Here is a 26,458-nt window from a genome sequence, read left to right on the forward strand (position 1 = left end):
CCGCTGATCGAGGGTGTTCGGCAGCCGAGCCCGAAGCGGCGCGCAGAAGCGCCAAGGCGTGTCCGGCGCATGGCGCCGTCCGCCGCAGGCGGTGCTCGCAGGACAGGCCCCTACGGAACGGGGCGGCCGGGACCGCCGCGCCACACTCCCGCGAAGACGAGACGGGCCGCCCCGGCCGCCTGGCGCTGGTCCGCGTGCAGCACTCCGAGCGCGTACGCCGTCGACGGGGCGATACGCGGCGTGCGTGCCGCGGCGGCCGCAGCCTCGGCGGCCTCGACGGCCTCACGGTGCTCCTCCAGCGCGGCACCGGCCGGGAGGAGCCGCGACCGCTCCACGGCCGTTTCCGCTGCCTCGGCGGCCTCGCGGCCCTCGCGCCGCGCGGTGCCGTCGTCGGCGACGGCCCCGCCGGCCGGGTCCCGCGTCCGACCCCCGGCCCCGTCCGGCCGGGGCGGGCACCCGAGGAGCACCTCCTCGGCGTACCGGTGCAGCCGCAGCAGAACGCGCACCTCGTGCCACGCCGCGTCCCCCCGCAGCCGTGACGTCCTGGCGGTGACGGGACGGGGCCCGGCCTCCACCGCGTACGGCGACTGCGGCGGAGGAACCGGGAGCGGCAGCTCGGTGACGGCCCGGACGAGGCGGGCGTACGCCTCGTCCGCCGCCGGTACGAGCGCCTTACCCGCGGTGGCCTGCGCCGCGCCGTGCGCCAGCGGCACCTCGGAGGCCAGCACGGCGACCGCGTCGACGACGGCGTGGAAACGGTTCGAGACGAGCGCCCGGAGAGCAGCCGAGTGGGCGCGGTTCCTGGCGAGGGTGAGCTGCCGGTCCAGCAGCGCGGCCGCCCGGGCCGACCCCGCCTGCAGAGGCGAGGCGGTGCCCGGCGGCCGGCCGCCGCGGTGGCGTCCCCCGCCCGCCCCTCCGTGTCCGGCCTCGTCCCCGTGTCCGGTCTCGTACCCGTGACCGGCACCGCCTTCACCGGCGCCGTCGACGTCGCCCTCCCGGCTGAGCCGGTGCAGCGCCGACAGCAGCCGGTCGAGCCGGGCCGCGTGCCCGTACTCGCGCGACAACACGGCCGGCAGCCAGCGCAGTTCACCGCAGAGCCGGTCCGCCCAGGCCGCGTCGAGCAGCGGGCGGTACGTACGAAGCGTGCCGCTGAGGCGGCGCGACGCCTGGCCGAGCCTGTGCACCGCGTCGGCCGCCGGACCCGCCGTCTCGGCGCTTCCGGCGCTCTCCCGGTGCAGCCGCAGACTCCGCAGGAACTCCGAGGCCCACGCCTGCAGATAGCGGCTCAGCGCCTCGCCCGCGTCGACCCCGGCCAGCCACTCCGGACGGGGCGGCGCGAGGCCGGGGGGCTCCCCGTGCGGGGGCGCGGAGACCTCCCCGTACGCGGGCGCGGTGGCAGCGGACCGGCAGGACGTCCGGTCCGGGGCGGGCGTACGGTCCGGGGCGGGCGTCTGGTGCGGGGCGGGCGTCTGGTGCGGGGCGGGCGTCTGTGGCATCGGCGGCTCACTCGTCGCAGGCATCGGCGGTCACTGGCGGTCGGCAGCGGCGGGCCGGCGGCGCGGTACGGGCCACGCCCCGGCCCCGGTCGTCAGGCCCTCCTCCGTCGCGTGCTCCGCGGCGGGGTCCCTCCGCACGTCCGCGCCGCTGCCCGTACCGGACGGCCGTAAGCCCGGCAGGGGCGGCGCCTCACCCCGCGGGGCCACGGCGGCGTCTCCGGCTCTCGATCAGCGACTCCTGGACGTTGCGCAGCGGCTGCCCGTCCGGCCCGTACGCGTGCCGCGTCCACTCGCCGTCCGGGCCGAGGTGCCAGGATGCGACGTCGTCCGCCGTGCCCGTCTCCAGCAGCCGGCACAGCGTGGCGCGGTGTGCCGGGTCGGGGACGCGCACCAGGGCCTCGATGCGCCGGTCGAGGTTGCGGTGCATCATGTCGGCGCTGCCGAGCCACACCTCCGCGTCACCTCCGTTCGCGAACGCGAACACACGGGAGTGTTCGAGGAACCTGCCGAGGACGCTCCGGACCCTGATGTTCTCGCTCAGCCCCGGCACGCCCGGACGCAGCGCGCAGATCCCCCGCACCCACAGGTCGACCGGGACGCCCGCCTGCGAGGCGCGGTACAGGGCGTCGACGATCGCCTCGTCGACGATCGAGTTGACCTTGAAGCGGACGTGGGCGGGGCGTCCCGCCCTGTGGTGGCCGATCTCCCGGTGGACGCGGGAGACGAGGCCGTCCCGCAGGGAGCTGGGCGCGACGAGCAGCCGCCGCCAGCTGTCGCGGCGCGAGTAGCCGGAGAGCCTGTTGAACAGGTCGGAGAGGTCCGCGCCCACCTGCGGGTCGGCGGTCAGCAGGCCCAGGTCCTCGTACGTGCGCGCCGTCTTGGGGTGGTAGTTGCCGGTGCCCACATGGGCGTAGCGCCGCAGCGTGTCGCCCTCCTGGCGCACGACGAGCGAGAACTTGCCGTGCGTCTTGAGCCCGACGAGGCCGTGCACGACGTGGCAGCCGGCCTCTTCCAGCTTGCGCGCCCACTTGATGTTGGCCTGCTCGTCGAAGCGCGCCTTGATCTCGACCAGCACAAGCACCTGCTTGCCCGACTCGGCGGCGTCTATGAGGGCGTCGACGATCGGGGAGTCGCCCGAGGTGCGGTAGAGCGTCTGCTTGATCGCGAGGACGTCCGGATCGGACGCGGCCTGCTCCAGGAACGCCTGCACGGAGGTGGAGAAGGAGTCGTAGGGGTGGTGCAGCAGGACGTCCCGCTCGCGCAGCGCGGCGAAGACGTCGGGCGGCTGCGCGGACTCCACCTGGGCGAGGTCGCGGTGCGTGCCGGCAACGAACTTCGGGTACTTCAGGTCCGGCCTGTCCATCGCCGCGGCGACCTCGGAGAGCCCCGTCAGGTCCAGCGGTCCCGGCAGCGGGTAGACCTCCGACTCGGAGACGTTCAGCTCGCGTACCAGCAGCTCCAGGACGTAGTCGTCGATCGACTCCTCGACCTCCAGGCGCACCGGCGGCCCGAAGCGGCGGCGCAGCAGCTCCTTCTCCAGCGCCTGGAGGAGGTTCTCCACGTCGTCCTCCTCCACCTCCAGGTCCTCGTTGCGCGTGACGCGGAACATGTGGTGCGCCAGCACCTCCATGCCGGGGAAGAGCTCCTCCAGGTGCGCGGCGATGACGTCCTCCAGGGGCACCCAGCGGTGCGGGGACGCCTCCAGGAAGCGCGACAGCAGCGGTGGAACCTTCACACGTGCGAAGTGCTGGTGCCGGGTGACCGGGTTGCGCACGACGACGGCGAGGTTGAGCGAGAGTCCCGAGATGTACGGGAAGGGGTGCGCCGGGTCGACCGCGAGCGGCGTCAGCACGGGGTAGATCTGCTGCCGGAAGAGCGTGCAGAGCCGGTCCTGCTCGTCCTCCGTGAGCTGGTGCCAGCGGATGAGGTGCAGCCCCTCCGCTGCCATGGCGGGGGCGATGTCCTGCTGGTAGCAGCGGGCGTGGCGGGCCATGAGCTCGCGCGAGCGCGTCCAGATCTCCTCCAGGACCTCGCGCGGCCGGAGCCCGGAGGCGGAGCGGGTGGCGACGCCGGTCGCCAGGCGCCGCTTCAGCCCCGCGACGCGGACCATGAAGAACTCGTCGAGGTTGCCCGCGAAGATCGCCAGGAAGTTGGCCCGTTCCAGCAGCGGCGGTTCGTGGTCCTCCGCCAGCTCCAGGACGCGTTCGTTGAAGGCGAGCCAGCTGCGCTCACGTTCGAGGAAGCGGTCCGCCGGGAGGTCGTCCGGCGGGTCGCCGCCGGCGCCGGCGGGCGGGAGGACGTCCGGGTCGGCGTCGAGGTCCGGGTCCAGGGCGGGAACAGCGGAAACGGGGCCGTCCGCGTCCGCGGCGGCCGGACGTACGGCCGGCGAGGGGTGGGGAACGGGGGACGCGGCACGTGACACGGGCTCGCTCATGACCCCATTGTTCCCCGTGCCGGCGGGCCCGGCAGGGGTGGCGAGGTCATGTGCGGGGTGCTGCATCCCGCGATGCTCGCAAGCGCGCCTGAAGCGAGGGTTACGCGCACATGGCCTCCAGGCGAGCGCCGCACCACCGGGACGCGGCGTCCCCCGTCGTACCCGCCGTCCCCGCCCGGGCCCCGCCGTCCCCGCCCGTGCCTCCGCCCCAGCCGGTGCGTGCGGCCCGGCTCAGCTCTCGGTGCGGTACATCAGGTCCGTCTCGTACGTGGTGAACCCGAGCCGCTCGTAGACGCTGACGGCGGCCAGGTTGTCCGCGTCGACGTAGAGCATCGCGGTGGGCAGGCCGCGGTCCCGTTCGAGGTGCCGGAGGCCGATCGCCGTGAGCGTCTTGCCGAGGCCGCCGCCCTGCGCGCCGGGCGCGACGCCCAGTACGTAGATCTCACCGAGCTGCCGCGCGCTGTGCACCTTCGTCCAGTGGAAGCCGACGAGTTCGCCGTCCTGCTCGGCGAGGAAGAAGCCCGCCGGGTCGAACCAGGGCTCGGCCTTGCGGTCGTCGAGGTCGCGCTGGGTGAGACTGCCCTGCTCGGGGTGGTGCGCGAAGGCGGCGGCGTTCAGGGCCAGCCACGCCTCGTCGTCCTCGCCGGGCCGGAACGTCCGCACCGTCACGCCTTCGGGCAGGACGGGCTCGGCCAGGGCGGGAGTCGAGGCACCGGTCAACGGGCGCCGCATCTGGCGAAGTTCACGGAAGAGGGTGAGCCCCAGGGCCTGCGCCAGATGCCGTGCCGCGGGGTGCCCGCCGTGCGCCCACACGCGCAGCCGCTTGCCCGACTCCCGCAGCAGTGCCTGACCGAGCCGCCTCCCGTGACCGCGTCCGCGGTAGGCGGGATGGACGGCCAGCTCGCCCGTGGGCGGCTCGACGGGGTCGGTGTCCTCCAGCTGCGCGTACCCCACGAGCAGGCCGTCCTCGCGCAGCAGCAGATGCCGCACACCCGGCCGCGGCCCGCCCCGCAGATGCAGCCACCCCTGCTCGGACAGGGGCGCCTGCCCGTCGTTCCGTGCCGCCTCGTCGAGCAGCGACTGCGCCTCCCGTACGACTTCGGCTGACGCCTCGTCCACAACCACCACGTCGCTCATGGCACACGACCTTACGAGACCGGCGCGGCGCTCCACCCCCCGGCCACCGTGGTGCGGCGGCCGGGCCCCGGAGGGCGGCGGGCCGGAGCGGGCGGGGGCGGCGCGGTGCGGACGGGCCGGCGGGGGCGGGGGCGGGGGGCGCCGCGGGGTTACGCGACCGCGTCGTACGGAGTGCGCGTACGTGCCTCTCGCAGCGCGCGGCCCCACCATTCGAGCTGGCGCAGCATGCCCTTCGCCGCCGCGCCGCTCCCCTCCACGTCGTGCGGCCGCCCGTCCTCGGCGAAGCGCTCCCAGGCCGTGTGGAAGCTGAGGGTCTCGCGGACGGTGACAGCGTGCAGCTCGGGGAAGACCTGGCGGAGCTGTTCGACGGCGCGCTGGCCGCCCGCCATGCCGCCGTAGGAGACGAAACCGACCGGCTTCGCGTGCCATTCGCGGTGGAACCAGTCGATGACGTTCTTCAGCGCGGCGGGGAAGCTGTGGTTGTACTCGGGGGTGACGATCACGAACGCGTCGGCGGCGGCGAGCCTGGCCGCGAGGCCGCCCCGCACGCGCTCCACCTCGGGCGGCAGCTCGGCTCCGAACCCGGGCATGGCGAGAGGGAGTCCGTGTCCCGTCTCGGCCAGGTCGATGAGGTCGACGTCGTAGCCGCCGTGCTTCTCCGCCTCGCCGGCGAACCAGCCGGCGACGGTCGGCCCGAACCGGTTCGCGCGGACGCTGCCGACGATGACCGCGAGGCGCAGCGGTGTGGTGTTCTCCATGGGACTCTCCTCGGTCGCACTGGAAGCGCGGCGGGGCACGTCCTGCGTGCCCCGCCCACGCACTGCGCCAAGGATCGAACTTGAAGTTGAGTTGAAGTCAAACTACGGGTCCGCATGCCGCTACGGGTGCCGCGGCGGGCCCTCGCCCTGCGAGGGCGACTCCTCGGGCTCCCGCGGGGGCGGCTCCGGCGTCCCCGGGAGGCTCATCGCCGCCTCCGTCCCGCCGTCCGCGCCCTCGGCGGCCCGGAGGACGACCTCACCGCCGGACTGCTCGACGGTACGGGCGACGATGGACAGGCCGAGCCCCGAACCGGGCAGCGCCCGGGCCGACGGCGAACGCCAGAACCGGTCGAAGACGTACGGGAGTTCCTCCTCGCTGATGCCCGGACCCCGGTCGCGCACGCGGAGCGTGCCGCCGTCCAGGTACACGTCGACGGTGCCCTCCTCGGGGCTGAACTTGCCCGCGTTGTCCAGGAGGTTGACCACCGCCCGCTCCAGCGCGGCCGGTTCCCCCTGCACGTACCACGGCTCCACGCGCCCCGTCGTGATCGTGATGCCCTTGCTGCGCAGCCGCAGCCGCACCCGCTCCACCGCACGGTAGGTGATCTCGTGCAGCGCGACCGGCTCCGTGCGGCTGCCGCCGGGGGCCGCCTCCCGGGACAGCTCCTGCAAGTCGCCCACGAGGGAGGCCAGTTCGCTCAGCTGCGCCCGCACCGACTCCAGGAGCGCCCGGCGGTCCTCCGCGGGGAGCGAGCGCCCCGTCTCGTCGCTGCGTACGAGCAGTTCGATGTTGGTGCGCAGCGACGTGAGCGGCGTGCGCAGCTCGTGGCCGGCGTCGGCGATCAGCTGCTGCTGCAACTCCCGGGACGACGCGAGCGCTTCCGTCATGGAGTTGAAGGACCGCGACAGCCTGGCGATCTCGTCGTCGCCCTCGGCCTGGATGCGCACCCCGAGGTCTTCCGTGCGCGCGATGTGCTCGACGGCTCCGGTGAGGCGGTCCACCGGCCGGAGCCCCGCACGCGCGAGTGCGACGCCGGCGCCGGCGGCGGCCAGTACGCCCGCCCCTCCCACCGCCGCGAGGATCAGCGCGAGGTTCCGCAGCGACCTGTCCGTCTCCGTGAGCGGCCGGGCGACCGAGACGGCCACGTCGGTGCCCTCCACCTGGCTCGTCAGCACGCGGTAGTCCGTGCCGGAACCGTCCAGGCTGCGCGACGTGTGCACCGCCTCCGCGCGCTCGTGCTCGGCGACGTCGACGTCGGCGGGCGAGACCTCCACCTTGCTGCCGACGATGACGCAGCTCTTGCCGTCCTGGTCCACGACCTGGACGGTCGCCCCGAAGGGGTTCGGCGCCCGCTCGTCGGCGGGCGAGCACTGCCCGGTCCTGACCTGCCCGACGATGAAGCTCGGGTCGACCCTGCTGTTGTTGCGCAGCGACTCGTCCAGCGAGCCGATCAGCTGGCCCCGTACGAGGAACCAGCAGGCCGTCGCGCATGCCGCCACCGCCAGGGCCACCGTGAAGGCGGCCAGCAGCGCCAGCCGTGAACGCAGTTGCGGCCGGGAGAACCTGGGCCGCAGGGCGGCGGCGCCGGGCAGCCTCACGCCCCGTCGTCCTTGAGGACGTAGCCGACGCCGCGCACGGTGTGCACCAGCCGCGGCTCGCCCCCGGCCTCCGTCTTGCGGCGCAGATACATCACGTACACGTCCAGGGAGTTCGAGGACGGCTCGAAGTCGAAGCCCCAGACCGCCTTGAGGATCTGCTCGCGGGTGAGCACCTGGCGGGGGTGCGAGAGGAACATCTCCAGCAGCGTGTACTCGGTGCGGGTCAGCTCCACCTGCCGTCCGCCGCGTGTCACGTCCCGCGTTCCCAGGTCCATGCTCAGGTCGGCGAAGTCGAGGGAGCCCGAGCCCGCGGCGCCCTCGCCGCCGGTTCCGCTCCCGTGCTCCTGGGCGTAGGAGTTCCGCCTCAGCAGCGCCCGTATCCGGGCGAGCAGCTCGTCCAGCTCGAACGGCTTGACCAGGTAGTCGTCGGCTCCGGCGTCGAGGCCCGTCACCCGGTCCCCGACGGTGTCGCGGGCGGTCAGCATCAGCACCGGGACGCGGCGGCCGGAGGCGCGCAGCCGCCGGGCGACGGTCAGCCCGTCCATGCGCGGCATCAGCACGTCGAGGAGGATCAGGTCCGGTTCGTACGCCGCGGTCTTCTCCAGGGCATCCACGCCGTCGGCGGCCAGCGCCGTCTCGTACCCCTCGAAGGCGAGGCTGCGGCGCAGCGCGTCGCGCACGGCGGGCTCGTCGTCGACGATCAGCACCTTCCAAGCCGTCATGGGGTCAAGCTTCCCACCGGAGGGTGCCTCCGCCGACGCGGCGGCCGCGGGAGGCGGCCCGGGTTCCGCGCCCGGACCGGCGGCCGGACCGGCGGCAGGTCCGGCAGGTCCGGCCGAGGCAGCCGGGGCGGCCGGGGCGTGCAGGGCGAAGCCGTACGGGGTGCGGGTTCCGTCGTGCACGTTCAGTCCACCCCCGCGCCCGAGCGCAGCTCGTCGAGCACCTCGGCCACGGCGTCGACGGGCACGGCGAAGCCCAGCCCCACGCTGCCGCGGCCCTTCTCCGCCGCGCCGGCGGCCGGGCCCGAATCGCGCGAACCGCCTGAAGCGCCCGGACCGGAGGCGTACGTCGCGGAGTTGAACCCGACGACCCGGCCGTCGAGGGTGGCGAGCGGTCCCCCGGAGTTGCCGGGGTTCAGCGAGGCGTCCGTCTGGATGGCCTTGTAGGTGGCGCCGTCCCCGCCCGAATCGCCGCCGCCGTTTCCGCCGCCCGCGTGCCCCACCGTCACCTCGCGGTCCTTCGCGGAGACGACGCCGCTCGTGACGGTGGACGACAGCCCGGCCGGCGAACCGAGCGCGACGACCTGGTCGCCCACGCCGACCCGGTCGGAGTCGCCCAGCTCCGCCGGGTCGAGCCCGCTCACGCCGCGGGCGTCGATCAGCGCCATGTCGCGGTCGGCGGCCCGGCCGACGACGCCGGCGGTCGCGGTGCCGCCGTCGTGGAAGGTGACCCGGACGCTGTCCGCGCCGGCGACGACGTGGTTGTTGGTCAGGATCTCGCCGGATCCGGAGACGACCACTCCGGAGCCGGTGCTCCGCCCGCGGCCCGAGGACGCCTCGATCTCCACGACGCTCGGAGCGACCCTCTCCGCCGCCGAGGAGACGGTGCCCGCGTCCTTCGCGGCGGCACGGCTTCCGCCCGCGAACGCGCCGGGGGCCCTGCCGCCCGCGTCCTCGCCGAGCAGATGCCGCACGCCGACCGCCGCACCACCGCCGAGGGCCGCGGCCCCCACGGCCAGCGCGGCCGCCGCCGCCACCGGCATCCGCAGCGCGCCGGGCCCGCGCGGACCGCCCGGGCGGAAGGGAACAGGCGCCGGGTCGTGTCCCGGGTGGCCGGGGGAGTCCTGATGTCCGGTCATGGGCACACCGTCCCCCGGTTCCATGAGAGGAAGCTGAGACGCGTCTGAGAAGGCTCAGAGAACCGCGGCGGACAGTGCCGCCCCGTCGCCGGGGAGGCGGCCCCCGTCAGCGCCGGGGAGGCGATCCGCAGCCGCACGAGCGGCGGACGACGAGCCCTGCCGGGAACTGCCGCACGCGCTGCCCCCTGGAGCCGGTCACCCGCAGCGAATCGTCCAGCACCAGGTCGACGGCGGCCTTCGCCATGCCTTCGCGGTCGGAGCCCACCGTGGTGAGCGGCGGGTCCGTCAGGCCCGCTTCCTTCACGTCGTCGAATCCGGCGACCGCCAGGTCCTGGGGCACGTCCATGCCGAGCTCGCGGGCCGCCCTCATGACACCGAACGCCTGGTCGTCCGTGGAGCAGAAGACAGCGGTCGGCCTGTCCGGGGACTGCAGCAGCTCCAGGGCCAGCTTGTAGGTGTCGTACCGGTTGTAGGGGGCCTGGAAGAGGCGTCCCTCGACGGAGCGCCCTGCCTCCTTCATCGCACGGGTCCAGCCCTCGACGTGGTCGGTGACGGGGTCGCCGGACTCCGGCGTGGAGTCGATGCCGCCGAGGCACGCCACGTACTCGTGCCCGTGCTCCAGCAGGTGACGTGTGGCCAGCTGGGCGCCGCCCACGTCGTCGAGGACGACCGCGACGTCGTCGATGGCCTCCGGACGGCGGTGCAGCAGCACGACGCGTGCGTCCCAGGCGTCTATCTCCACGGCGGCGTGCTCGCTGGGGCCCTGGCTGATGAGGATCAGACCGGAGACCCGCATGCCGAGGAACGCCCGCAGGTAGTGGACCTCGCGTTCGTCCAGGTAGTCGGAGTTGCCGACGAGCACCATCTTTCCGCGCTCCGCCGCGGCCTGCTCGACGGCGTGGGCCAGCTCCGCGAAGAAGGGCTGCCGGGCGTCCGGGACGATGAGCCCTATCAGGTCCGTCCGGCGTGAGGCCATGGCCTGCGCGACCCGGTCGGGCCGGTACCCCAGCTCCTTGATCGCCGCCAGTACGCGCTCACGCGTAGCAGGTGCGACGGGCCGCGGCCCGTTGTTGATCACATAGCTGACGACCGCGGTCGACGTACCCGCCAGCCTTGCCACATCGTCCCGCGTCACCCTGGCCACCCGGGCAGTCTACGCGGGAAGCATCGGCCGTTTGAGGGGCCTCACGGGTTGGGCGTGCGGCCCCTCACGGACGGGCCGTGCGACCGCTCCGCACGTCCCCCTCGACGGGCCCGTAACCGGCCTCCCGCGGGTCGGGGCCGTCGACCGCCTCGCGGGCGACCCGGGTCGCCGCGTCGGTGACGGCGCGGGCCGCGGCGGCCGCCTCGCGCTCCTCCGCGGACTTCTCGCCCTTGTCCTGCGAGACGAAGCGGTAACCGACGTTGCGCACCGTCCCGATCAGCGACTCGTGCTCCGGGCCGAGCTTGGCCCGCAGCCGCCGCACGTGCACGTCCACCGTGCGGGTGCCGCCGAAGTAGTCGTAGCCCCACACCTCCTGGAGGAGCTGGGCGCGGGTGAAGACGCGGCCGGGGTGCTGGGCCAGGTACTTCAGCAGCTCGAACTCCTTGAAGGTCAGGTCCAGGACCCGCCCCTTCAGCTTCGCGCTGTACGTGGCCTCGTCGACCGACAGGTCGCCGTTGCGGATCTCGGTGGGGGCGTCGTCCGGCCCCGCTTGCTGCCTGCCCGTCGCCAGCCGCAGCCGCGCCTCGACCTCCGCGGGCCCCGCCGTGTCCAGCAGCACGTCGTCGACGCCCCAGTCCGCGGTGACGGCGGCGAGCCCGCCCTCGGTGACGATGAGGACCAGCGGGCAGCCGGGCCCGGTGGAGTGCAGCAGCCGGCACAGGGAGCGCACCTGCGGCAGGTCCCGCCGTCCGTCGACGAGGATCACGTCCGCACCGGGGGTGTCCACGAGGGCGGTGGCCTCGGCGGGCGCCACACGCACGTTGTGCAGCAGCAGGCCCAGTGCGGGCAGGACTTCGGTGCTGGGCTGGAGGGCGTTCGTCAGCAGGAGTAGCGAACTCACGTGAGGTCCTTCCTCGGTCCCGGGGGACTTCGGTACGGCACGGGGACTGCTTCGTACGTATGCGCTCCTGAAAGCACAAAAGGACCCGAGGGGCGGCGCTGCCCGGGTCCTTCACTCCAAGCAGAATAGCCGACATGAGTGACGAAGCGGAGTGTGAGTTCGCTCGCTCTTCCCCCTCGGACGGCTCCGGCGCCCCCGCCGCGGGCACCGCGCGCGGCCACGACGGCGGCCGGAGACCCTTGGACCGGGCCCTCCGGGAGACGCTGCGGACCGCGGACGGAGTGCGCATCGAAGCCGTCTACGACCCGTACACGGGCCCCGCGGTGACCGGAGACGACGGGACCGCCGTCCGCGGACTGCCGCAAGGCCCCTGCGCGATCGTCCTCGCACACGGCTTCAGCGGCGCGGCCGGCCGGCCCGCGCTCCGCAGGGCGGCGCGGGTGTTCACGCAGTACGGAGCGGTGGTCACCTTCTCCTTCCGGGGGCACGGCCGCTCCGGGGGCCACTCGACGGTCGGCGACCGCGAGGTCCTCGACCTGGCGGCGGCGGTCTCCTGGGCGCGGTCCCTGGGCCACGCGCGCGTGGCGACGGTCGGCTTCTCCATGGGCGGCTCGGTCGTCGTACGGCACGGGGCGCTGCACCGTCCGGGCGGGGCGGAAGCGGCCGTCTGCGAGCGCCCCGGCGGAGCCGCCGCGCACCCGCGGGCGCACGAAGGGCGCACAGGCGCATCGGACGGCACGGCCGCGCCGGCCGCGCGCGATCCGAGGCCCCTCTCCGGCGCCTCCCCCGGCACGGACGGCCGGACGCCCGCCCCCGCCGGCCCGGGCACGCACTCCGACGCCGTCGTGGCCGTCAGCGCCCCCGCCCGCTGGTACTACCGCGGAACCGCGCCCATGCGGCGGGTGCACTGGGCGATCCAGCACCCGGTGGGCCGACTCGTCTCGCGGTACGGGCTGCGCACCCGGATCCAGCCGCACGACTGGGACCCCGTCCCCCTCTCCCCCGTGGCCGCCGCACCGGCGCTGGCGCCCACCCCGCTGCTCGTCGTCCACGGCGACCAGGACCCGTACTTCCCCCTCGACCACCCCCGGTCCCTGGCCGGGGCCGGCGACCCGGGGAGCACGGACCTGTGGATCGTGCCGGGGTTCGGTCACGCCGAGAACGCCGCCGGACCGGCGCTCCTGCACCGCATCGGGGAATGGGCCGGCGCTCGATGGGAGCGCGCCGCCCGCGGCCCGGCATGATGGGTCCCGCAACCGGGACGGCTGAGAGGGACAGGACCACGATGGCGAGTGGCACGATCCGTTATTGGGCTGCGGCGAAGGCCGCCGCCGGGGTGGCCGAGGAGCGGTACGAGGCCGACACCCTCGCGGCCGCCCTCGACGGCGCCCGCGAACGGCACGGCGGACGCCCCGACTTCGCACGCGTACTGCTGCGCTGCTCCTTCCTCGTGGACGGTGAGCCCGTGGGCAAGCGCGCTCACCAGGCGGTGGCGCTGCGCGACGGCGGCACCGTCGAGGTGCTCCCCCCGTTCGCGGGAGGCTGCGCATGAGCGACCAGCCGCAGCACGGGGCGTACGGCGACGGCGCACGGCCGAGGCACCGGGGCCCCGAGGAGACGTACGGCACGCAGTACGCGGGCTACGGACGCCCCCACCCCGGCCCCGGCCCGATGCCGGCGGCAGCGCCCGAGACCGCGTCGGGACCGGTGCCCGCCGGCGCGCCCCCGGGTACGGCCGCGACGGGCCAGATGCCTGTCGCCCCGCCGGGAGCGGCGGCCCCCGGGCGGCCGGGCGTTCCGCGCTCCGGCGGCTCGCCCCTCATCGCGCCCGGCTTTCGGCCCGCGCTGCTGACCGCCGCCCTGGCCGTGCTGGTCGGCGGGGCCGCCCCGCTGGGGCCGCTCCCGCTCGCCGCCGCCGTCCTGATGCTCCAGGCGGTGACCGCCGCGGGCTGGTTCCGGCTCAACGGGATGTGGCCCGCACGGCAGGGCATCGTCCTCGCGTTCCTCGGGGGCCTGGCCGCCGACGCCGGACTGCTCCTGACGTGGAGCGGGCAGGCCGCCGCCGTCGTACTGGGCACGCTCGGCGTCTGGTGCCTGCTGACCCTCACGCTCCACCTGCGCAACCGGTCCGGGCCGGACGAGCGGCTCTACGCCCTGTCCGCGGCCTTCACGGCGACGGCGCTGACCGTCGTCGCCGCCGGGTTCCTCGCCACGCTCGACATGGCCGGGTCCGACGCCGTGACGGCCGGCTGCGCCGCCGTGGCCGTCGCCGCCCTCGCCCGTACGCTGCCGCTGCCGCCGTGGGTCTCGCCCGCGGTGGCGCTGCTCGCCGCGGCGGGCGCGGGGATCGCGGCCGGGCAGCTGACGGGGCTGAGCGGGGGCGGCGGGCTCGCGGGCCCCGCCGCCGCGGGCGGACTGCTCGGCCTGGTCGCGGGCGGCTGCGCCCTGACGGGCCTGCGGGTGGCGAGCTACGACTACCCCTCGCGGTTCGTGCACATGACGGCGGGCGTCGCCCTGCCGCTGACCCTCGCGGCACCTGCCGTCTATCTGCTCGGTCGGGCCTTCGTCTGACAAATCCCTCGGGTTAGGCTCGCGGCAGACCCGTGACCCCGGGTCCACGGGCTGCCCGCGGCCCGCGGGTCTGCGCAGACCGGAGACCCGGCCGAGCCGAGAGCCGCCGCCACATGGGGGAGATCGCAGATGCGCGTACTACGCAGGGGACTCCTCGTCCTCCTCGTCCTCGCGGTGCTGTTCGTCGGCGCCGACCGGCTCGCCGTGAAGCTCGCGGAGGACGAGGCGGCCGAGAGGATCAAGGGAGCGGACGGCGTCTCCTCCTCGACCGACGCCTCGGTCGACATCAAGGGCTTCCCTTTCCTCACCCAGATCGCCGGCCGGGAACTCGAGCAGATCGACGCGGAGCTGAACGGCATGAAGGCCGGGCCGGGCGACGCCCTGACCGTCAGCCGCGTCGACGCCCGGCTGAAGAACGTGCGCATCGGCAGCGACTACTCCTCCGCCGTGGCCGAGACGGCCAGCGGCAGCGCCTTCGTCTCCTACAAGGAGCTGACCAAGGCAGCCCACGAGGGCGTCCGGGTCAGCTACGGCGGCAAGGACGAGAACGGCAAGGGACGGGTCAAGGTCTCCGCCGGGATCACCCTGCTCGGCCAGACCTTCGAGCGCAGCGTCACCAGCACCGTCTCCGTGTCGAAGGGCGACATCGTGGAGCTGCACGCCGACGAGGTGCCGGGAGACGGCATCCCCGGCCTGGAGGGCGCGATCCGGCAGCGCATCGACTTCGCGCGGAAGATAGCGGGACTCCCCCCGGGCCTGGAGCTGGAGCGGGTCGAGGCGACGAAGAAGGGCATCGAGCTGTCGGTGCGGGGCAGCGACCTGGAGCTCTCCGAGTAGGAGCCGCACCGGGACGCCGCTCCGTCCGGCAGACGAGACGGAAGCGTCCGCGAGCGGGCCTCTTCCGGCCGCGCGCCGCACCCCGGCGCCCCCGGAGGGCCCGCCGCTCGCGCAGCGCGTCCCACATCGTGATCGAGGATGTCTCACCATATGGATTCACGGTGACACGGGACCTCCGACGTCCTTACGATCGGCTACATGAAGCGACAGGCGGACCTCACGAAGCGACGTGCAGTCGACTTGTGCCGTGTCGCCGCAATGCTCTGTCGCATCCCCTCCTGACGGCTGCCACCAGCACGCTCAGCCGGAGCCCCCACAGCCGGCGGCTGCTCGTCCGCATCCGCGTCCGCCCGCCGGACTCCGGCTCCCCGCCGCACGGCGCCCTGCCCGTGCGCGCCTGACGATCCCCTGCGTACGTGCGCGAGAAGCACACAAAGCACCGCATCCGTACGAACCTCCCCGCGGCCACGTGCGGGAGGTGCCGCCCTCATCAGCAACCTGCCTCGGAGGAGAACCATGAGCCGCAGTGACGTCCTCGTAGACGCCGACTGGGTCCAGGACCGCATCGACGACCCCAAGACGGTCATCGTCGAGGTCGACGAGGACACCTCGGCCTATGACAAGAACCACATCAAGAACGCCGTCCGCATCGACTGGAAGCAGGACCTCCAGGACCCGGTGCGACGTGACTTCGTCGACCAGGAGGGCTTCGAGAAGCTGCTCTCCGAGAAGGGCATCTCGAACGACGACACGGTCGTGCTCTACGGCGGCAACAACAACTGGTTCGCGGCCTACGCCTACTGGTACTTCAAGCTCTACGGCCACCAGGACGTGAAGCTGCTCGACGGCGGGCGCAAGAAGTGGGAGCTGGACTCCCGCGACCTCGTCGCCGAGGTGCCGTCCCGCGAGAAGACCCAGTACAAGGCGAAGCCGCAGGACACCTCCATCCGCGCGTTCCGCGACGAGGTCGTCGAGGCGATCAACACCAAGAACCTCGTGGACGTCCGCTCCCCCGACGAGTTCAGCGGCAAGCTGCTCGCCCCGGCCCACCTGCCGCAGGAGCAGTCCCAGCGTCCCGGCCACGTGCCGAGCGCCCGCAACATCCCCTGGTCGAAGTCGGCCAACGACGACGGCACCTTCAAGTCCGACGAGGAGCTGAAGGAGCTGTACGAGGGCGAGGGCGTCGACCTGGGCAAGGACACGATCGCCTACTGCCGCATCGGCGAGCGCAGCGCACACAGCTGGTTCGTGCTGCACGAGCTGCTGGGCCAGGAGAACGTCAAGAACTACGACGGCTCCTGGACGGAGTACGGCTCGCTGGTCGGCGTCCCCGTCGCCGTCGGCACCGAGGACTGACCCTCCCGGTCTCCAGCCGGACCGACCGATCCACTGACTGAAGAAACCGAAGGGAAGTTCCATGTGCGGAGCTAAGGCGGGCGGCCCCGACGCCTCCACCGTCAAGCCCGGTGAGACGACGATCCAGGGCAGCGTGACCCGCGACGGCGAGCCCGTCACCGGCTACGTGCGGCTGCTGGACTCCACCGGCGAGTTCACCGCGGAGGTCCCCACCTCCGCCACCGGCCAGTTCCGCTTCTACGCGGCCGAGGGCACCTGGACCGTGCGCGCCCTGGTTCCCGGCGCCACCGCGGACCGCAAGGTCGTGGCCCAGGACGGCGCCCTCTCGGAGGTCGCCATCGCGGTCTGACCGCCGCAGCGCCCATGGAGCCGCGCCCCGGGACGTCCCGGGGCGCGGCTCCGCCGCGTCCGGCACCCGGCACGGCCCGCCCGCCCGGACGTCTCCGGCCGCCGCCGACCGGCATACGCTTGCCCGCATGGCAGCTACCAGGAAGCTCGTGATCAAGGTGACGGCGGGAGCGGACGCTCCGGAGCGGTGCTCGCAGGCCTTCACGGTCGCCGCGGTGGCGGCGGCCAGCGGCGTGGAGGTCTCGCTGTGGCTCACCGGTGAATCCGCGTGGTTCGCGCTGCCCGGCCGCGCCGCCGAGTTCGAACTGCCGCACGCCGCGCCCCTTCCCGAACTGATGGAGGGCGTGCGGGCCGGGGGCCGCATCACTCTGTGCACCCAGTGCGCGGCCCGCCGCGGCATCGAGCAGAAGGACGTCGCCGACGGTGTGCGCATCGCCGGCGCCCAGGTGTTCGTCAGCGAGATCACCGGCGAAGGCGTCCAGGCGCTCGTCTACTGACCGGCGGCCCACCGCGGGCCGCCGCGGGCCGCCGCGGGCGCCCCCGCACCCGTAGGCCCCGTACGCCCCGCTGCCGTACGCCCCGTACGCCCCGCACCCGGCGGCGGGAGGCCCCCGCGGAGCCGATTAGACTCGGGGGTGCACGTCGAACAGCACACTTCGCCACATCCAAGGAGCACACCCCGTGCTTGAGGCATTCTTCACCGCGCTGATGGTCCTCGTCTGCGTCGGCACCGCGGCCTTCGCCGGTCTGACGCTCAAGAAGCTCTACCAGGGCCAGCGCTGACCGCACCGGCGGCCGGCTCTCCCCGGCTCCGCTCGTGAACCCCTCCCCCGGCTTCCTACAGATCGTCTGAGTCCTCATGATCGAGATCCCGTCCGACCTGCACCCGGACCTCGTCCCCCTGGCCTTCCTGCTCGGCAACTGGCAGGGCGCGGGCGTCGCCGCCCTCGACGGCGGGGACGGCCCCGGCACGGACAAGTGCAACTTCGGGCAGGAGGTCGCCTTCAGCCACGACGGGCGTGACTTCCTCCAGTACGTCTCGCAGAGCTGGCAGCTCGACGACGACGGCGGGAAGGTGCGTCCGCTGGAGACCGAGAGCGGCTTCTGGCGCATCGACGCCGAGCGCAAGGTCGAGGTCGTCATGGTGCGCGACCAGGGGATCGCCGAGGTCTGGTACGGCGAGATGGCCGACCAGAAGCCGCAGATCGACCTCGCGACGGACGCCATCGCCCGCACGCCCTCGGCCGGCGAGTACAGCGGCGGCAAGCGCCTCTACGGCTACGTCAACGGCGACCTGATGTGGGTGGGCGAGCGGGCCGCTCCGGGCGTGCCCCTCCAGCCGTACATGTCGGCGCACCTGAAGAAGGTCGTCGACCCCAGCGAGTGGGCGAAGGACCTGGGCGATCTGCCCGACGACGGCATCGCCTTCTTCAAGTAGGCCGCGGTCCTACACTGACCGTGTGGTGACAACCGACTGGCAGAGCGACCTCAGAGCGCGCGGATACCGGCTGACGCCGCAGCGCCAGCTCGTGCTGGAGGCCGTCGACAAGCTGGAGCACTCCACGCCGGACGACATCCTCGCCGAGGTCCGGCGCACGGCGGGCGGCGTGAACATCTCCACCGTCTACCGGACGCTGGAACTGCTGGAGGAGCTCGGTCTCGTCTCGCACGCGCACCTGGGCCACGGCGCCCCCACGTACCACCTCGCCGACCGGCACGACCACATGCACCTCGTGTGCCGCGACTGCTCGGACGTGATCGAGGCGGAACTGGCGGTGGCCGGCGCGTTCGTCGACCGGATCCGCGAGACGTTCGGGTTCGACACCGACATGAAGCACTTCGCCATCTTCGGCCGCTGCGCGAAGTGCACCGAGAAGCGGCGGGGCGCGGCGGAACCGGAACGGGACGAGCAGGTCCCGCGGCCCTCGAAGCGCCGCGGAGCCCCGTCGTAGGCTGGTCGTATGCCGTTCGAAAGCCAGGTCCGTCGCCTCTTCCCGCAGCCCGGTGGTGCCGCATGAACTCTCCGCTCCTTTCCCTGCCCGGCGCCGTCGCCGCCGAGGGCCAGGACGAAGGTGTCGCCGCGCACTACGGCGACCTCTTCCGGGAGCAGCGGTCGCTGGCCGAGGGCACCGGGTTCGTCGACCTCTCGCACCGCGGGGTCGTCACCGTCTCCGGCGACGACCGGCTCTCGTGGCTGCACCTGCTGCTGACCCAGCACGTCAGCGAACTCCCCGCCGGGCACGCCACGGAGGCGCTGATCCTCTCGGCGAACGGGCACATCGAGCACGCGCTCTACCTCGTCGACGACGGGGAGACCGTCTGGATGCACACCGAGCCCGGCTCCCCGGAGGCGCTCATCGCCTACCTGGAGAGCATGCGGTTCTTCTACCGCGTCGAAATCGCCGACCGCACCGAGGAGTTCGCGGTCGTCCACCTTCCGGCGGGCTCCATCACGGAGCCGCCCGAAGGCACTGTCGTGCGGGAGACGCCGCACGGCCGGGACCTCTTCCTGCCGCGCACCGCACTGAAGTCCTTCGCGGAGACGAGCGGTCCGGCCGTCGGCCTTCTCGCCTACGAGGCGCTCCGCGTGGAGAGCCACCGCCCGCGGCTGGGCATGGAGACCGACCACCGCACGATCCCGCACGAACTGGGCTGGCTCGGCTCGGCCGTCCACCTCGACAAGGGCTGCTACCGGGGGCAGGAGACCGTCGCCCGCGTCCACAACCTCGGCAAGCCGCCGCGCCGTCTGGTCTTCCTCCACCTGGACGGCAGCGAGGTGCGCCTCCCCGTGCACGGCGACGCGGTGCGGCTCGCGTCCGACGGGCCCGACGGGCGCAAGCTCGGCTTCGTCACCACCTCCGCCCGCCATCACGAACTCGGGCCCATCGCCATGGCGTTGATCAAGCGCAACGTTCCGGTGGACGCCCGGCTGATCGTCGGCGAGGACGCCACGGCGGCGGCGCAGGAAGTCGTCGTCGCCCCCTGACGCAGCGCCTCTCCGCACTCGCGGCGGGCGGCCGGTGCCCGCCGGCTCGCGCCGTGTCAGATCTCCAGCAGCACGGTGAACGGGCCGTCGTTGGTCAGCGACACCCGCATCTTCGCGCCGAACCGGCCGGTCGCTACCTCCGCCCCCAACTTGCGGAGCTGCGCGACGACTTCGTCGACCAGGGGCTCGGCGACGTCGCCCGGGGCGGCCGCGTTCCAGGTGGGGCGGCGGCCCTTGCGCGCGTCGCCGTAGAGGGTGAACTGGCTGACGACGAGGAGCGGCGCCCCCACGTCCGAGCAGGACTTCTCACCGTCCAGGATCCGCAACGACCAGAGTTTGGCGGCCAGTCGGGCCGCCGTCGCGTCGGTGTCCTCGTGGGTGACGCCGACGAGGACGCACAGGCCCTCGCCGGTGATCTCCCCGACGGTCGCCGGCGCCGTGCCGTCCGGCGGATCCGCTTCCACCACGACGCTCGCACCGTTCACTCTCTGCACCACAGCTCGCATAGCAAGCCATCATGCCGTGCGGCTCGGCGATGTGTTCGCATGCTCCGGATGGGTGCGACATCGCTGCGCGAGAGCCGCCCACAGTGGCACGATGCGTACACGCGGTACGTACCGCAGCTCTCGCCGCCATTGCGGCCATAAAGGATGAAGGGGACACCGCCCATGAGCGCTACCGGCGCCGCCCGTCCACCCGGCGGCCCACCGGCCGCCGCCCGTGCCGGTTCGGCCACCGCCCCGCTCAGCCCGCTGGGCCCCGACTCTGCGGGCGTCAGTGCCGAGGCGGAGCTCCACGGGCTGCGGCTGCCCGAGGTGCGGGCGCTGCTGCGCCGCGCACAGCAGGAGGAGGGCGACCTCAGCTACGTCCGGCGCCTGCTGCAGGGCCGCATCGACATCCTCCGCGCCGAACTCGCCCGGCGCTCCGCTCCCGGGTCGCCGCTGCTGGAGCTGCTCCCCGAGATCCTCGCCGACGGGCCGTCGCGGCACCGCTCCTCGGCACGGCACGTCACGCTGGGCACCCCGCAGAGCGAGGAGTACCGCTCGCTGGCCGAAGGGATGCTGGCCGAGGTCGAGTTGAGCGACCTGACCGCCCGTACGGACGGTGAGCTGCGGGACGCCATGGGCCGGCTCGTCCGCTACGAGCAGCACGTCTCGCAGCGCCGCCAGGTGATGCAGCGCACGGCGGACGCGTGCAGTACCGAGATCGCCCGCAGGTACCGTGAAGGTGAAGCGCAAGTGCAAGACCTCCTCCCCTGAGGGCCGGGCGGCGACGGCCGGGCCGGGGGTGCCCGGCGACGGGACGGGGTCGCCGACCGGAAAGGCTCCGCCGCATGTCCTCCCCCAGCTCGGGTGCGTTCCAGACGTCCGGCGCCCGGACGCCCGGCGACCCGGCGTCCGGCGCGCGCGAGGACGCGCCGGCCGCTCCGTCCGCCCCCGCCGCGTCCTCTTCCCTCGGCGACGACGGCGCGATACCGCCGGTGCTCGCCGAGGTCGTCCGCTCGGGGTTCACCGAGGGCCACCACCGGGGCTCCCTCGTGGTGCTGGCGGCGGACGGCGGTGTGGAGCGCGCGCTGGGCGACGTGACCTCGCCCTTCTTCCCGCGCTCGGCCAACAAGCCCGTCCAGGCGTCGGCGATGCTGCGTGCGGGGCTCGACCTCTCCGGCGAGCGGCTCGCGCTCGCGGCGGCCAGCCACTCCGGCGAGCCCTTCCACCTCGACCTCGTCCGCAAGATGCTCGCCGAGCAGGGGCTGAGCGAGGACAGCCTGCAGTGCCCGGCCGAACTCCCCATCGACCAGGAGGAGGCCGACCGCGCGATGCTCGCCGCCGGCTCCCGCGAGGCGGCGTGCAGCCGCGTCGCGATGAACTGCTCCGGGAAGCACGCCGCGATGCTCGCCGTCTGCGCGGCGAACGGCTGGTCGCGGGAGAGCTACCTCGACGCCTCCCATCCGCTGCAGCGGCTCATCGCCCGCACCCTCGAATCCCTCTCCGGCGACCGGGTCGCCCACGTCGGGACGGACGGCTGCGGCGCCCCCCTGATGGCCGTCACCCTGACCGGGCTCGCCCGCGCGTTCCGCGCCGTCGCGCTCGCGCCGGAGGACAGCCCGGAGGGCCGCGTCGCCGCCGCCATGCGGGCCCACCCGGAGTACGTCGCGGGGACGCGGCGCATCGACACCTGGCTGATGCGCGAAGTGCCGGGCGTCGTCGCGAAGGTGGGCGCCGAGTCGGTGCAGGCGGTGGGCCTGCCGGACGGGCGCGCCCTCGCCTTCAAGCTCTACGACGGCGGCAACCGTGCCGTCGGCCCGGTGCTGGCCCGCGCGCTCGCGGCCCTCGGGGTCGACTCCCCCGTCCTCGGCCGCATCGCCGACTCACCGCTGATGGGCGGGGGACGGCGGGTCGGCGAGGTCCGCGCGGCCTTCTGAGCCCCGGCGCCACGGGGTACGCGCACACTTCCGGGACGGGCGCACACCTGATGCGCGCACGCCCCGGCCCGCCCTGCCGCGCGGGCGCATGCACCCCGTCCCGGGCGGCGGGATATCCCGGTGCGACGCGGGGGCGTTCCCGCTTAACGTGGCCCGCATGTCCCTGGAGATCCGTACTCTCACGTCGCCGGACGAGCTGCCCGCCTGGTTCCGTGCCGTCGCCGTCGGCTTCCTGCGTTCCCCCGAGGTCTCCGACGAGGAGGCGGCGGCCCGCGCGCCGGGCATCGAACTGGCCCGTACGCAGGGCGCGTTCGACGGGGACCGCTGCGTGGGGACCTTCCGCACCACGCCGCAGCAACTGACACTTCCGGGCGGCGCGAGCCTGCCCTCGTGCGCCGTCACGAACGTCACCGTCTCCCCGACGCACCGGCGGCGCGGCCTGCTCTCGCAGATGATGGCGCGGGCGCTGACCGCGGCGAAGGAGCGGGGGGACGCCATGGCCTCGCTGATCTCCGCCGAGTACCCGATCTACGGGCGGTACGGCTTCGGCCCGGCCGCCTGGGTCGCCGAGTGGGAGGTCGAGACCGCCCGTGCGGGCCTCGACCCGCGCCACTCAGGCCCCGCCGACGGCGGAAGCGTCCGCTTCGCCGACGCGGACGAGGTGCTCGCCGTGGGGCCCGAGCTGTACGAGCGCTACCGCGGGCAGCCGCACAGGCAGGGCGTCATCGACCGCACCGGCCGCTGGTGGCGGCAGCTCGCAGGCCGGCACCGGTATCCGGGCGACCAGTTCACGATGCCCTTCTTCGCCGTCCACAGGGACGCCGACGGGGAGGTCCAGGGTCTCGTCGTCTACAGCGTGAAGGAGCACTGGGCGACGAAGCTGCCGGAGAACACCGTCGAGGTCTCCTCGCTCACCGCGCTCACCCCCGCCGCCGAGCGCGCCCTGTGGCAGTTCGTCCTCTCCATCGACTGGGTCGCACGCGTCCGCTCCGGCTTCCGCGCACCCGACGACGTGCTGCCGCTGCTGCTGCCCGACCCGCGTGCGGCCCGGATGCAGACCGTCGCGGACTTCCTGTGGCTCCGCCCGCTCGACGTCCCGCGCCTGCTGGAGTCCCGCAGCTACGGCATGCCGGGCACGCTCGTCCTCGATCTGCACGACGCGGCGGGCCTCGCCGGCGGGCGGTACCGCCTGGAGGCCGGACCCGAGGGGGCGGTGTGCGAACCCTGCGACGCCGATTTCGATCTGAGCCTGGAGATCGGGGAGTTGGGGACTCTGCTGCTCGGCGACGAGTCGGCCGTGCGGCTGGCCGCGCTGGGCCGCGCGGAGGAGCGGCGCGAGGGGGCCGCCGCTTCGGCGGACGCGCTCTTCCGCACATCGCGCAGGGCCTGGTGCCCCGACGTCTTCTGAACCGCCGGCGCGGGGAGCGGACAGACCCGTTGCCGTCTTCCGGCGTCAGCGGTGCCAGGAGGTTTCGCCGCCGGGGCCGACCAGCACGGGCGTGACTCCTTCTCCCGTCAGGTGCCATGACTCGTAACAGGGGTCGGGGCCGACGGTCAGACGCGACCCGTCGTCGAAGCCGAGCCTCAGCTCGCCGGGGCCCTCCACGTCGACGCCGGTGACCGTCGCGTCGAAGAGGCCCAGGACCGGGGCGAGTTCACGCCCTCCACCGGGATCGAGCCCATGCCGGACTCCGGAGGCGTCGCGGAGCGTGAAGCGGGTCTCGATGACGAGTTCCGCGTCGAGACGCGTCCTGGCGCCGTAGCGGTAGGCCGTGAAACCGACCCGGACCTGCTGGTCGAAGGCCGTGCGCGAAACCCGGGCACCGACCAGCTCCGTGGGGATCTTCACTCTGCCTCCGCCTCGTCGTGCGGCCGCGTGCGGCTGCGTCTGTCCGACGAGTCCGACGCGGCGCAGGGGCCGGGAAGTTGCGGCAGCACGAGGAGGCGGAAGTGGGGGTACGCGGCGCGCGGCATATGGCGTGGGATGGGAACCGCGCGCCGCGCAGTCAGACGATCAGCATGGTGAGAACCACCGCGCCGACGCAGCTGCAAGTGATGTTCTTGGCCTTCACACCGACGCTGAGCAGTACGAAGCCGATGACCCCGAGGGCACCGAACTGCCATTCCACCAGCCGCTCGAAACCGAGAACTGCTCCCGCGAGCATGAGCGCGTACAGAGGCATGGCAAGACCTCCTTCGTGAAGCACGGAGAAGACGGAGCGAGGCGCCCGTACGGCGTCGGACAGGCGGAGGAACCGGAACGGTGTTGCCGAATTGCGGGTGATGTTGGCGGGTACTGCGCTTACTTGGTGATACCTGCTGGACTTGTTCGCCATATGGATCAAGTTGTTCGCCAACTTCAATCGAAGTCTGCCCACTTGGCGGGAGATTGAAAACAGTTGTCCAACAACTCCCGCGGCTTGGCCCGAAGTTGTACCTTCTTGTTGTGGACAAGACGACCCCCGCTGAACACGGACGCCCGCAGCACGAAGAGGTCGCCCGCAGACTCCGGGAACGGATCGACTCGGGAGAGCTCCCGATCGGAGCCCGCATCCCCACACAGAAGGACCTCGTCAGCGAGTTCGGCGTCAACCGCACCGTGATCCGCCAGGCCCTCGACGAACTCAAGCGCGACGGACTTCTCACCGACACCGGCCGCGGCGCGCCCCCGACCGTCGCCGAACCCGCCCACTCCCACGGAGCGCCGAAACCGGCGGGCACCGAACTGGCGGAGCGCCTCTACGAAGCGTTCCGCGCCGAACACGTCACGATCGACGCGTTCTCCCTGACCACCGAGACCTTCAACAACGCCCTCGCCAGGCCCCACCGCGCCATCGCGGACGGCCTCCTCACCCCCCGCTCCATCAAGGTGCGCGTCATCATCCCCAGCTCCGACGCGTACCTGGCGCTCCCCCGCCTCGTCGACGACCCGGACGACCCCCGTCCGCTCGAGCGCCTCCGGTCGATCCAGCGCACGTGGGCGACGGCTCTGCAGATGAGCTTCGCGAGCTTCGCCGACCGGTACGAGGTGCCCGAAGTCGACTGCGAGATCCGGACGGTGGCGGCGACGCCGCTGCACAAGCTCTACGTCCTCAACGGCACCGAGGCGCTGACGGGTTATTACCACGTGGTGCCCGGCGAGGTGTCGTACCAGGGGGAGACGCTTCAGATCTTCGACGTCCTGGGGTTCGAGACGACGCTCTTCCGCTCCACCGCGGGCCCGGGCAGCCACGACAGGCAGGAGATCGCGTTCGTCCAGAACTCGAAGGACTGGTTCGACTCCCTGTGGGAGACCATCGCCACGCCGCTTCCCCTCGGCTGAGCAGGACGGCCGTGGCCGCACCGCGCCGCGCAGGGGGTAGTCTCAGCGCCCTCACTGTCCTCTGAGTCATCATCCGGTGGCGCGCATGGCTGTTCCCCCCGAGTCCCGCACGGCGTCCCCCGCCGCCTCGGCCTCCCCCACCGCCTGGGAACGCTGGCGCCTGCGGTGGCACTTCGAGCAGCACCGGCGCCGCCCCGACGGGTTCCTGCTGCACGGTCACCACCACCACAACTACGTCGTGGAGCTGCGCGAACCGCTCGCCTCGATAGTGCAGGAGGCACCCGGCCGGCTCGGGAAGTTCCGCACCCGCCTGGAGACCGTGCAGGTCCTGCCCCGGGTGTGGCACGAGGGCGACGTGCTCCGCGCCCTGCGCCCCGTGCTGCCGGGGGTGCCCCGCGTACTGCTCACGATCGGCCGGCGCGCGCTCCACTCGTACGTCGAAGGCTGCGCCCTCTCCGAGACGGCACCGCCCGGAACGCCGCTCGGGGACGAGACGCTGCGCCGCATCGCCTCGCTCTTCGGCGCCCTCGCGGAGGTCCCGGCGCGGAGCCTGCCGCCGCTGCCCGCGGAATGGAGCGGCGACGGGGACAGCACGCGTTTCCTGCAGAACCTCGCGGACTTCGCCCAGCACGAGGTCCACCTGCGCAACCGCCCCCGCTTCGGCACCCTCTTCCGCGCACTCGGCATCCCGGACGACGCGATGGAACGGTTCCACCGCGACGCGAAACGGCTGCACGAGCGTCCGTACTCGCTGCTGCACGCCGACGTCCACCGCGCCAACCTGCTGCGCCGCAAGGACGGCGGTCTGACCCTCGTGGACTGGGAGTGCGCGCTGTTCGGCGACCCCCTGCACGACCTGGCGACGCATCTCGTGCGGATGGAGTACACCCCTGAGGAGCGGCGCCGCATGACGGGACTGTGGCGGCGGGAGATGCGCAGGCGGGGGCTGGCGGACCGGCTCGCGGGCATGGAGTCCGACCTGCGTCTCTACCTCGACTTCGAGTACGCGCAGTCCGTCTTCCCCGACACGATCCGCGCGGCCGGGGCGCTGCCGCCCGACGCGGCCGAGAGCGACTTCGACGTGGCCGCCGCGTCCGTGCGCAGGGCGCTGCTGCGGGCGGAGGCGGCCCTGGAGCTGAGGGACGTCCCCGACCACGCGCACGTGAAGGCCGCGCTGCGCTCCTGGCACCGCGGCAGGCGGCCGCTGCCCCGCGGCCTACCCGCTGTACGCCGTGGGCCGCGCGGGAGATAGTTGAACGACCACCCGCGACGGACCTGGTAAGAGGAGC

At 73.4% G+C, this 26,458-nt stretch carries 28 protein-coding genes; 16 read left to right on the forward strand and 12 right to left on the reverse strand.

The annotated features are described in order from the left end of the window. Positions 1–110: 110 nt before the first annotated feature. From H181DRAFT_RS22530 to H181DRAFT_RS22570, 9 genes are all read right to left on the reverse strand, one after another. Complete coding sequence (locus H181DRAFT_RS22530) at positions 111–1,496, reverse strand: CHAD domain-containing protein (RefSeq protein WP_052708366.1); 1,386 nt, start codon at positions 1,494–1,496, stop codon at positions 111–113. 190 nt (positions 1,497–1,686) lie between these two features. Beyond that, positions 1,687–3,996: an RNA degradosome polyphosphate kinase gene (locus tag H181DRAFT_RS22535; RefSeq protein WP_078895368.1), complete on the reverse strand. Its 2,310-nt coding sequence runs from the start codon at positions 3,994–3,996 to the stop codon at positions 1,687–1,689. A 165-nt stretch (positions 3,997–4,161) separates the two neighbouring features. Next, positions 4,162–5,067, reverse strand: a complete 906-nt coding sequence (mshD, locus tag H181DRAFT_RS22540; protein ID WP_045861986.1) for a mycothiol synthase — start codon at positions 5,065–5,067, stop codon at positions 4,162–4,164. 149 nt (positions 5,068–5,216) lie between these two features. Further along, the gene (locus H181DRAFT_RS22545; protein WP_045861987.1) at positions 5,217–5,825 is read right to left on the reverse strand and encodes an NADPH-dependent FMN reductase; all 609 of its coding nucleotides are present in this window, start codon (positions 5,823–5,825) and stop codon (positions 5,217–5,219) included. 120 nt (positions 5,826–5,945) lie between these two features. After that, on the reverse strand, positions 5,946–7,424 hold the full coding sequence (locus tag H181DRAFT_RS22550; protein ID WP_078895369.1) for a HAMP domain-containing sensor histidine kinase: 1,479 nt from the start codon (positions 7,422–7,424) through the stop codon (positions 5,946–5,948). Further along, the gene (locus H181DRAFT_RS22555; RefSeq protein WP_045862053.1) at positions 7,421–8,146 is read right to left on the reverse strand and encodes a response regulator transcription factor; all 726 of its coding nucleotides are present in this window, start codon (positions 8,144–8,146) and stop codon (positions 7,421–7,423) included. Before H181DRAFT_RS22555 ends, H181DRAFT_RS22550 begins: the two co-directional genes overlap by 4 nt. A gap of 182 nt (positions 8,147–8,328) precedes the next feature. Then, positions 8,329–9,282 (reverse strand): S1C family serine protease, encoded by a 954-nt coding sequence (locus tag H181DRAFT_RS22560; RefSeq protein WP_045861988.1) that lies wholly within the window; start codon positions 9,280–9,282, stop codon positions 8,329–8,331. A 106-nt stretch (positions 9,283–9,388) separates the two neighbouring features. Continuing rightward, a complete protein-coding gene (locus tag H181DRAFT_RS22565; protein WP_045861989.1) occupies positions 9,389–10,426 on the reverse strand; it encodes a LacI family DNA-binding transcriptional regulator in 1,038 nt (345 codons plus the stop codon). 64 nt (positions 10,427–10,490) lie between these two features. Beyond that, positions 10,491–11,327: a response regulator transcription factor gene (locus H181DRAFT_RS22570; RefSeq protein WP_045861990.1), complete on the reverse strand. Its 837-nt coding sequence runs from the start codon at positions 11,325–11,327 to the stop codon at positions 10,491–10,493. 134 nt (positions 11,328–11,461) lie between these two features. Between H181DRAFT_RS22570 and H181DRAFT_RS22575 the strand changes: the two genes are divergently transcribed. The 11 genes from H181DRAFT_RS22575 to H181DRAFT_RS22625 all read left to right on the forward strand — a co-directional run bounded on the left by H181DRAFT_RS22575 (position 11,462) and on the right by H181DRAFT_RS22625 (position 19,425). Next, positions 11,462–12,571 carry an alpha/beta hydrolase gene (locus H181DRAFT_RS22575; RefSeq protein ID WP_078895370.1) on the forward strand — a complete coding sequence of 370 codons (1,110 nt, stop codon included), beginning with the start codon at positions 11,462–11,464 and terminating at the stop codon, positions 12,569–12,571. Positions 12,572–12,612: 41 nt separating this feature from the next. Next, a complete protein-coding gene (locus H181DRAFT_RS22580; protein WP_045862055.1) occupies positions 12,613–12,879 on the forward strand; it encodes a MoaD/ThiS family protein in 267 nt (88 codons plus the stop codon). Next, entirely contained in the window at positions 12,876–13,898 is a 1,023-nt protein-coding gene (locus H181DRAFT_RS22585; RefSeq protein WP_052708367.1) for a hypothetical protein, read from the forward strand. Before H181DRAFT_RS22580 ends, H181DRAFT_RS22585 begins: the two co-directional genes overlap by 4 nt. Positions 13,899–14,027: 129 nt before the next feature. Then, a complete protein-coding gene (locus H181DRAFT_RS22590; protein WP_045861991.1) occupies positions 14,028–14,735 on the forward strand; it encodes an LmeA family phospholipid-binding protein in 708 nt (235 codons plus the stop codon). Between the two features lie 198 nt (positions 14,736–14,933). After that, positions 14,934–15,017: a putative leader peptide gene (locus H181DRAFT_RS30270; protein ID WP_368073287.1), complete on the forward strand. Its 84-nt coding sequence runs from the start codon at positions 14,934–14,936 to the stop codon at positions 15,015–15,017. Positions 15,018–15,251: 234 nt separating this feature from the next. Continuing rightward, on the forward strand, positions 15,252–16,091 hold the full coding sequence (locus H181DRAFT_RS22600; protein ID WP_045861992.1) for a sulfurtransferase: 840 nt from the start codon (positions 15,252–15,254) through the stop codon (positions 16,089–16,091). Positions 16,092–16,152: 61 nt separating this feature from the next. Further along, complete coding sequence (locus H181DRAFT_RS22605; RefSeq protein WP_045861993.1) at positions 16,153–16,440, forward strand: DUF1416 domain-containing protein; 288 nt, start codon at positions 16,153–16,155, stop codon at positions 16,438–16,440. A 127-nt stretch (positions 16,441–16,567) separates the two neighbouring features. Continuing rightward, on the forward strand, positions 16,568–16,936 hold the full coding sequence (locus H181DRAFT_RS22610; protein WP_045861994.1) for a DsrE family protein: 369 nt from the start codon (positions 16,568–16,570) through the stop codon (positions 16,934–16,936). A 362-nt stretch (positions 16,937–17,298) separates the two neighbouring features. Then, the gene (locus tag H181DRAFT_RS22615) at positions 17,299–17,877 is read left to right on the forward strand and encodes a heme-binding beta-barrel domain-containing protein (RefSeq protein ID WP_045861996.1); all 579 of its coding nucleotides are present in this window, start codon (positions 17,299–17,301) and stop codon (positions 17,875–17,877) included. Between the two features lie 22 nt (positions 17,878–17,899). Then, positions 17,900–18,391: a Fur family transcriptional regulator gene (locus H181DRAFT_RS22620; protein ID WP_045861997.1), complete on the forward strand. Its 492-nt coding sequence runs from the start codon at positions 17,900–17,902 to the stop codon at positions 18,389–18,391. Positions 18,392–18,453: 62 nt separating this feature from the next. Beyond that, entirely contained in the window at positions 18,454–19,425 is a 972-nt protein-coding gene (locus H181DRAFT_RS22625; RefSeq protein WP_045861998.1) for a CAF17-like 4Fe-4S cluster assembly/insertion protein YgfZ, read from the forward strand. A gap of 56 nt (positions 19,426–19,481) precedes the next feature. Here the strand turns inward: H181DRAFT_RS22625 and dtd are convergent, their stop codons facing one another. Beyond that, a complete protein-coding gene (gene dtd, locus H181DRAFT_RS22630) occupies positions 19,482–19,931 on the reverse strand; it encodes a D-aminoacyl-tRNA deacylase (RefSeq protein ID WP_074468001.1) in 450 nt (149 codons plus the stop codon). A gap of 162 nt (positions 19,932–20,093) precedes the next feature. On the opposite strand from dtd, the gene H181DRAFT_RS22635 reads away from it, so the two are divergent. From H181DRAFT_RS22635 to H181DRAFT_RS22645, 3 genes are all read left to right on the forward strand, one after another. Continuing rightward, positions 20,094–20,684 (forward strand): RsiG family protein, encoded by a 591-nt coding sequence (locus tag H181DRAFT_RS22635; protein ID WP_175439818.1) that lies wholly within the window; start codon positions 20,094–20,096, stop codon positions 20,682–20,684. A gap of 74 nt (positions 20,685–20,758) precedes the next feature. After that, on the forward strand, positions 20,759–21,847 hold the full coding sequence (locus tag H181DRAFT_RS22640; RefSeq protein ID WP_078895371.1) for an asparaginase: 1,089 nt from the start codon (positions 20,759–20,761) through the stop codon (positions 21,845–21,847). A 157-nt stretch (positions 21,848–22,004) separates the two neighbouring features. Continuing rightward, positions 22,005–23,255 carry a GNAT family N-acetyltransferase gene (locus H181DRAFT_RS22645; protein ID WP_045862001.1) on the forward strand — a complete coding sequence of 417 codons (1,251 nt, stop codon included), beginning with the start codon at positions 22,005–22,007 and terminating at the stop codon, positions 23,253–23,255. A gap of 45 nt (positions 23,256–23,300) precedes the next feature. Here H181DRAFT_RS22645 and H181DRAFT_RS22650 read toward each other — a convergent pair whose 3' ends face one another. Both H181DRAFT_RS22650 and H181DRAFT_RS29545 read right to left on the reverse strand, forming a co-directional pair. Continuing rightward, positions 23,301–23,696, reverse strand: coding sequence for a DUF6188 family protein (locus H181DRAFT_RS22650; RefSeq protein ID WP_045862002.1), 396 nt, complete (start codon positions 23,694–23,696; stop codon positions 23,301–23,303). 157 nt (positions 23,697–23,853) lie between these two features. Then, positions 23,854–24,030: a hypothetical protein gene (locus H181DRAFT_RS29545; RefSeq protein ID WP_175439819.1), complete on the reverse strand. Its 177-nt coding sequence runs from the start codon at positions 24,028–24,030 to the stop codon at positions 23,854–23,856. A gap of 263 nt (positions 24,031–24,293) precedes the next feature. On the opposite strand from H181DRAFT_RS29545, the gene H181DRAFT_RS22655 reads away from it, so the two are divergent. Then, positions 24,294–25,169 (forward strand): GntR family transcriptional regulator, encoded by an 876-nt coding sequence (locus H181DRAFT_RS22655; RefSeq protein ID WP_045862003.1) that lies wholly within the window; start codon positions 24,294–24,296, stop codon positions 25,167–25,169. 85 nt (positions 25,170–25,254) lie between these two features. Beyond that, the gene (locus H181DRAFT_RS22660) at positions 25,255–26,421 is read left to right on the forward strand and encodes a phosphotransferase (protein WP_052708368.1); all 1,167 of its coding nucleotides are present in this window, start codon (positions 25,255–25,257) and stop codon (positions 26,419–26,421) included. Positions 26,422–26,458 lie beyond the last annotated feature (37 nt).

It is taken from the genome of Streptomyces sp. WMMB 714 (genome assembly GCF_900090125.1).
Taxonomy (GTDB): Bacteria; Actinomycetota; Actinomycetes; order Streptomycetales; family Streptomycetaceae; genus Streptomyces; species Streptomyces daqingensis.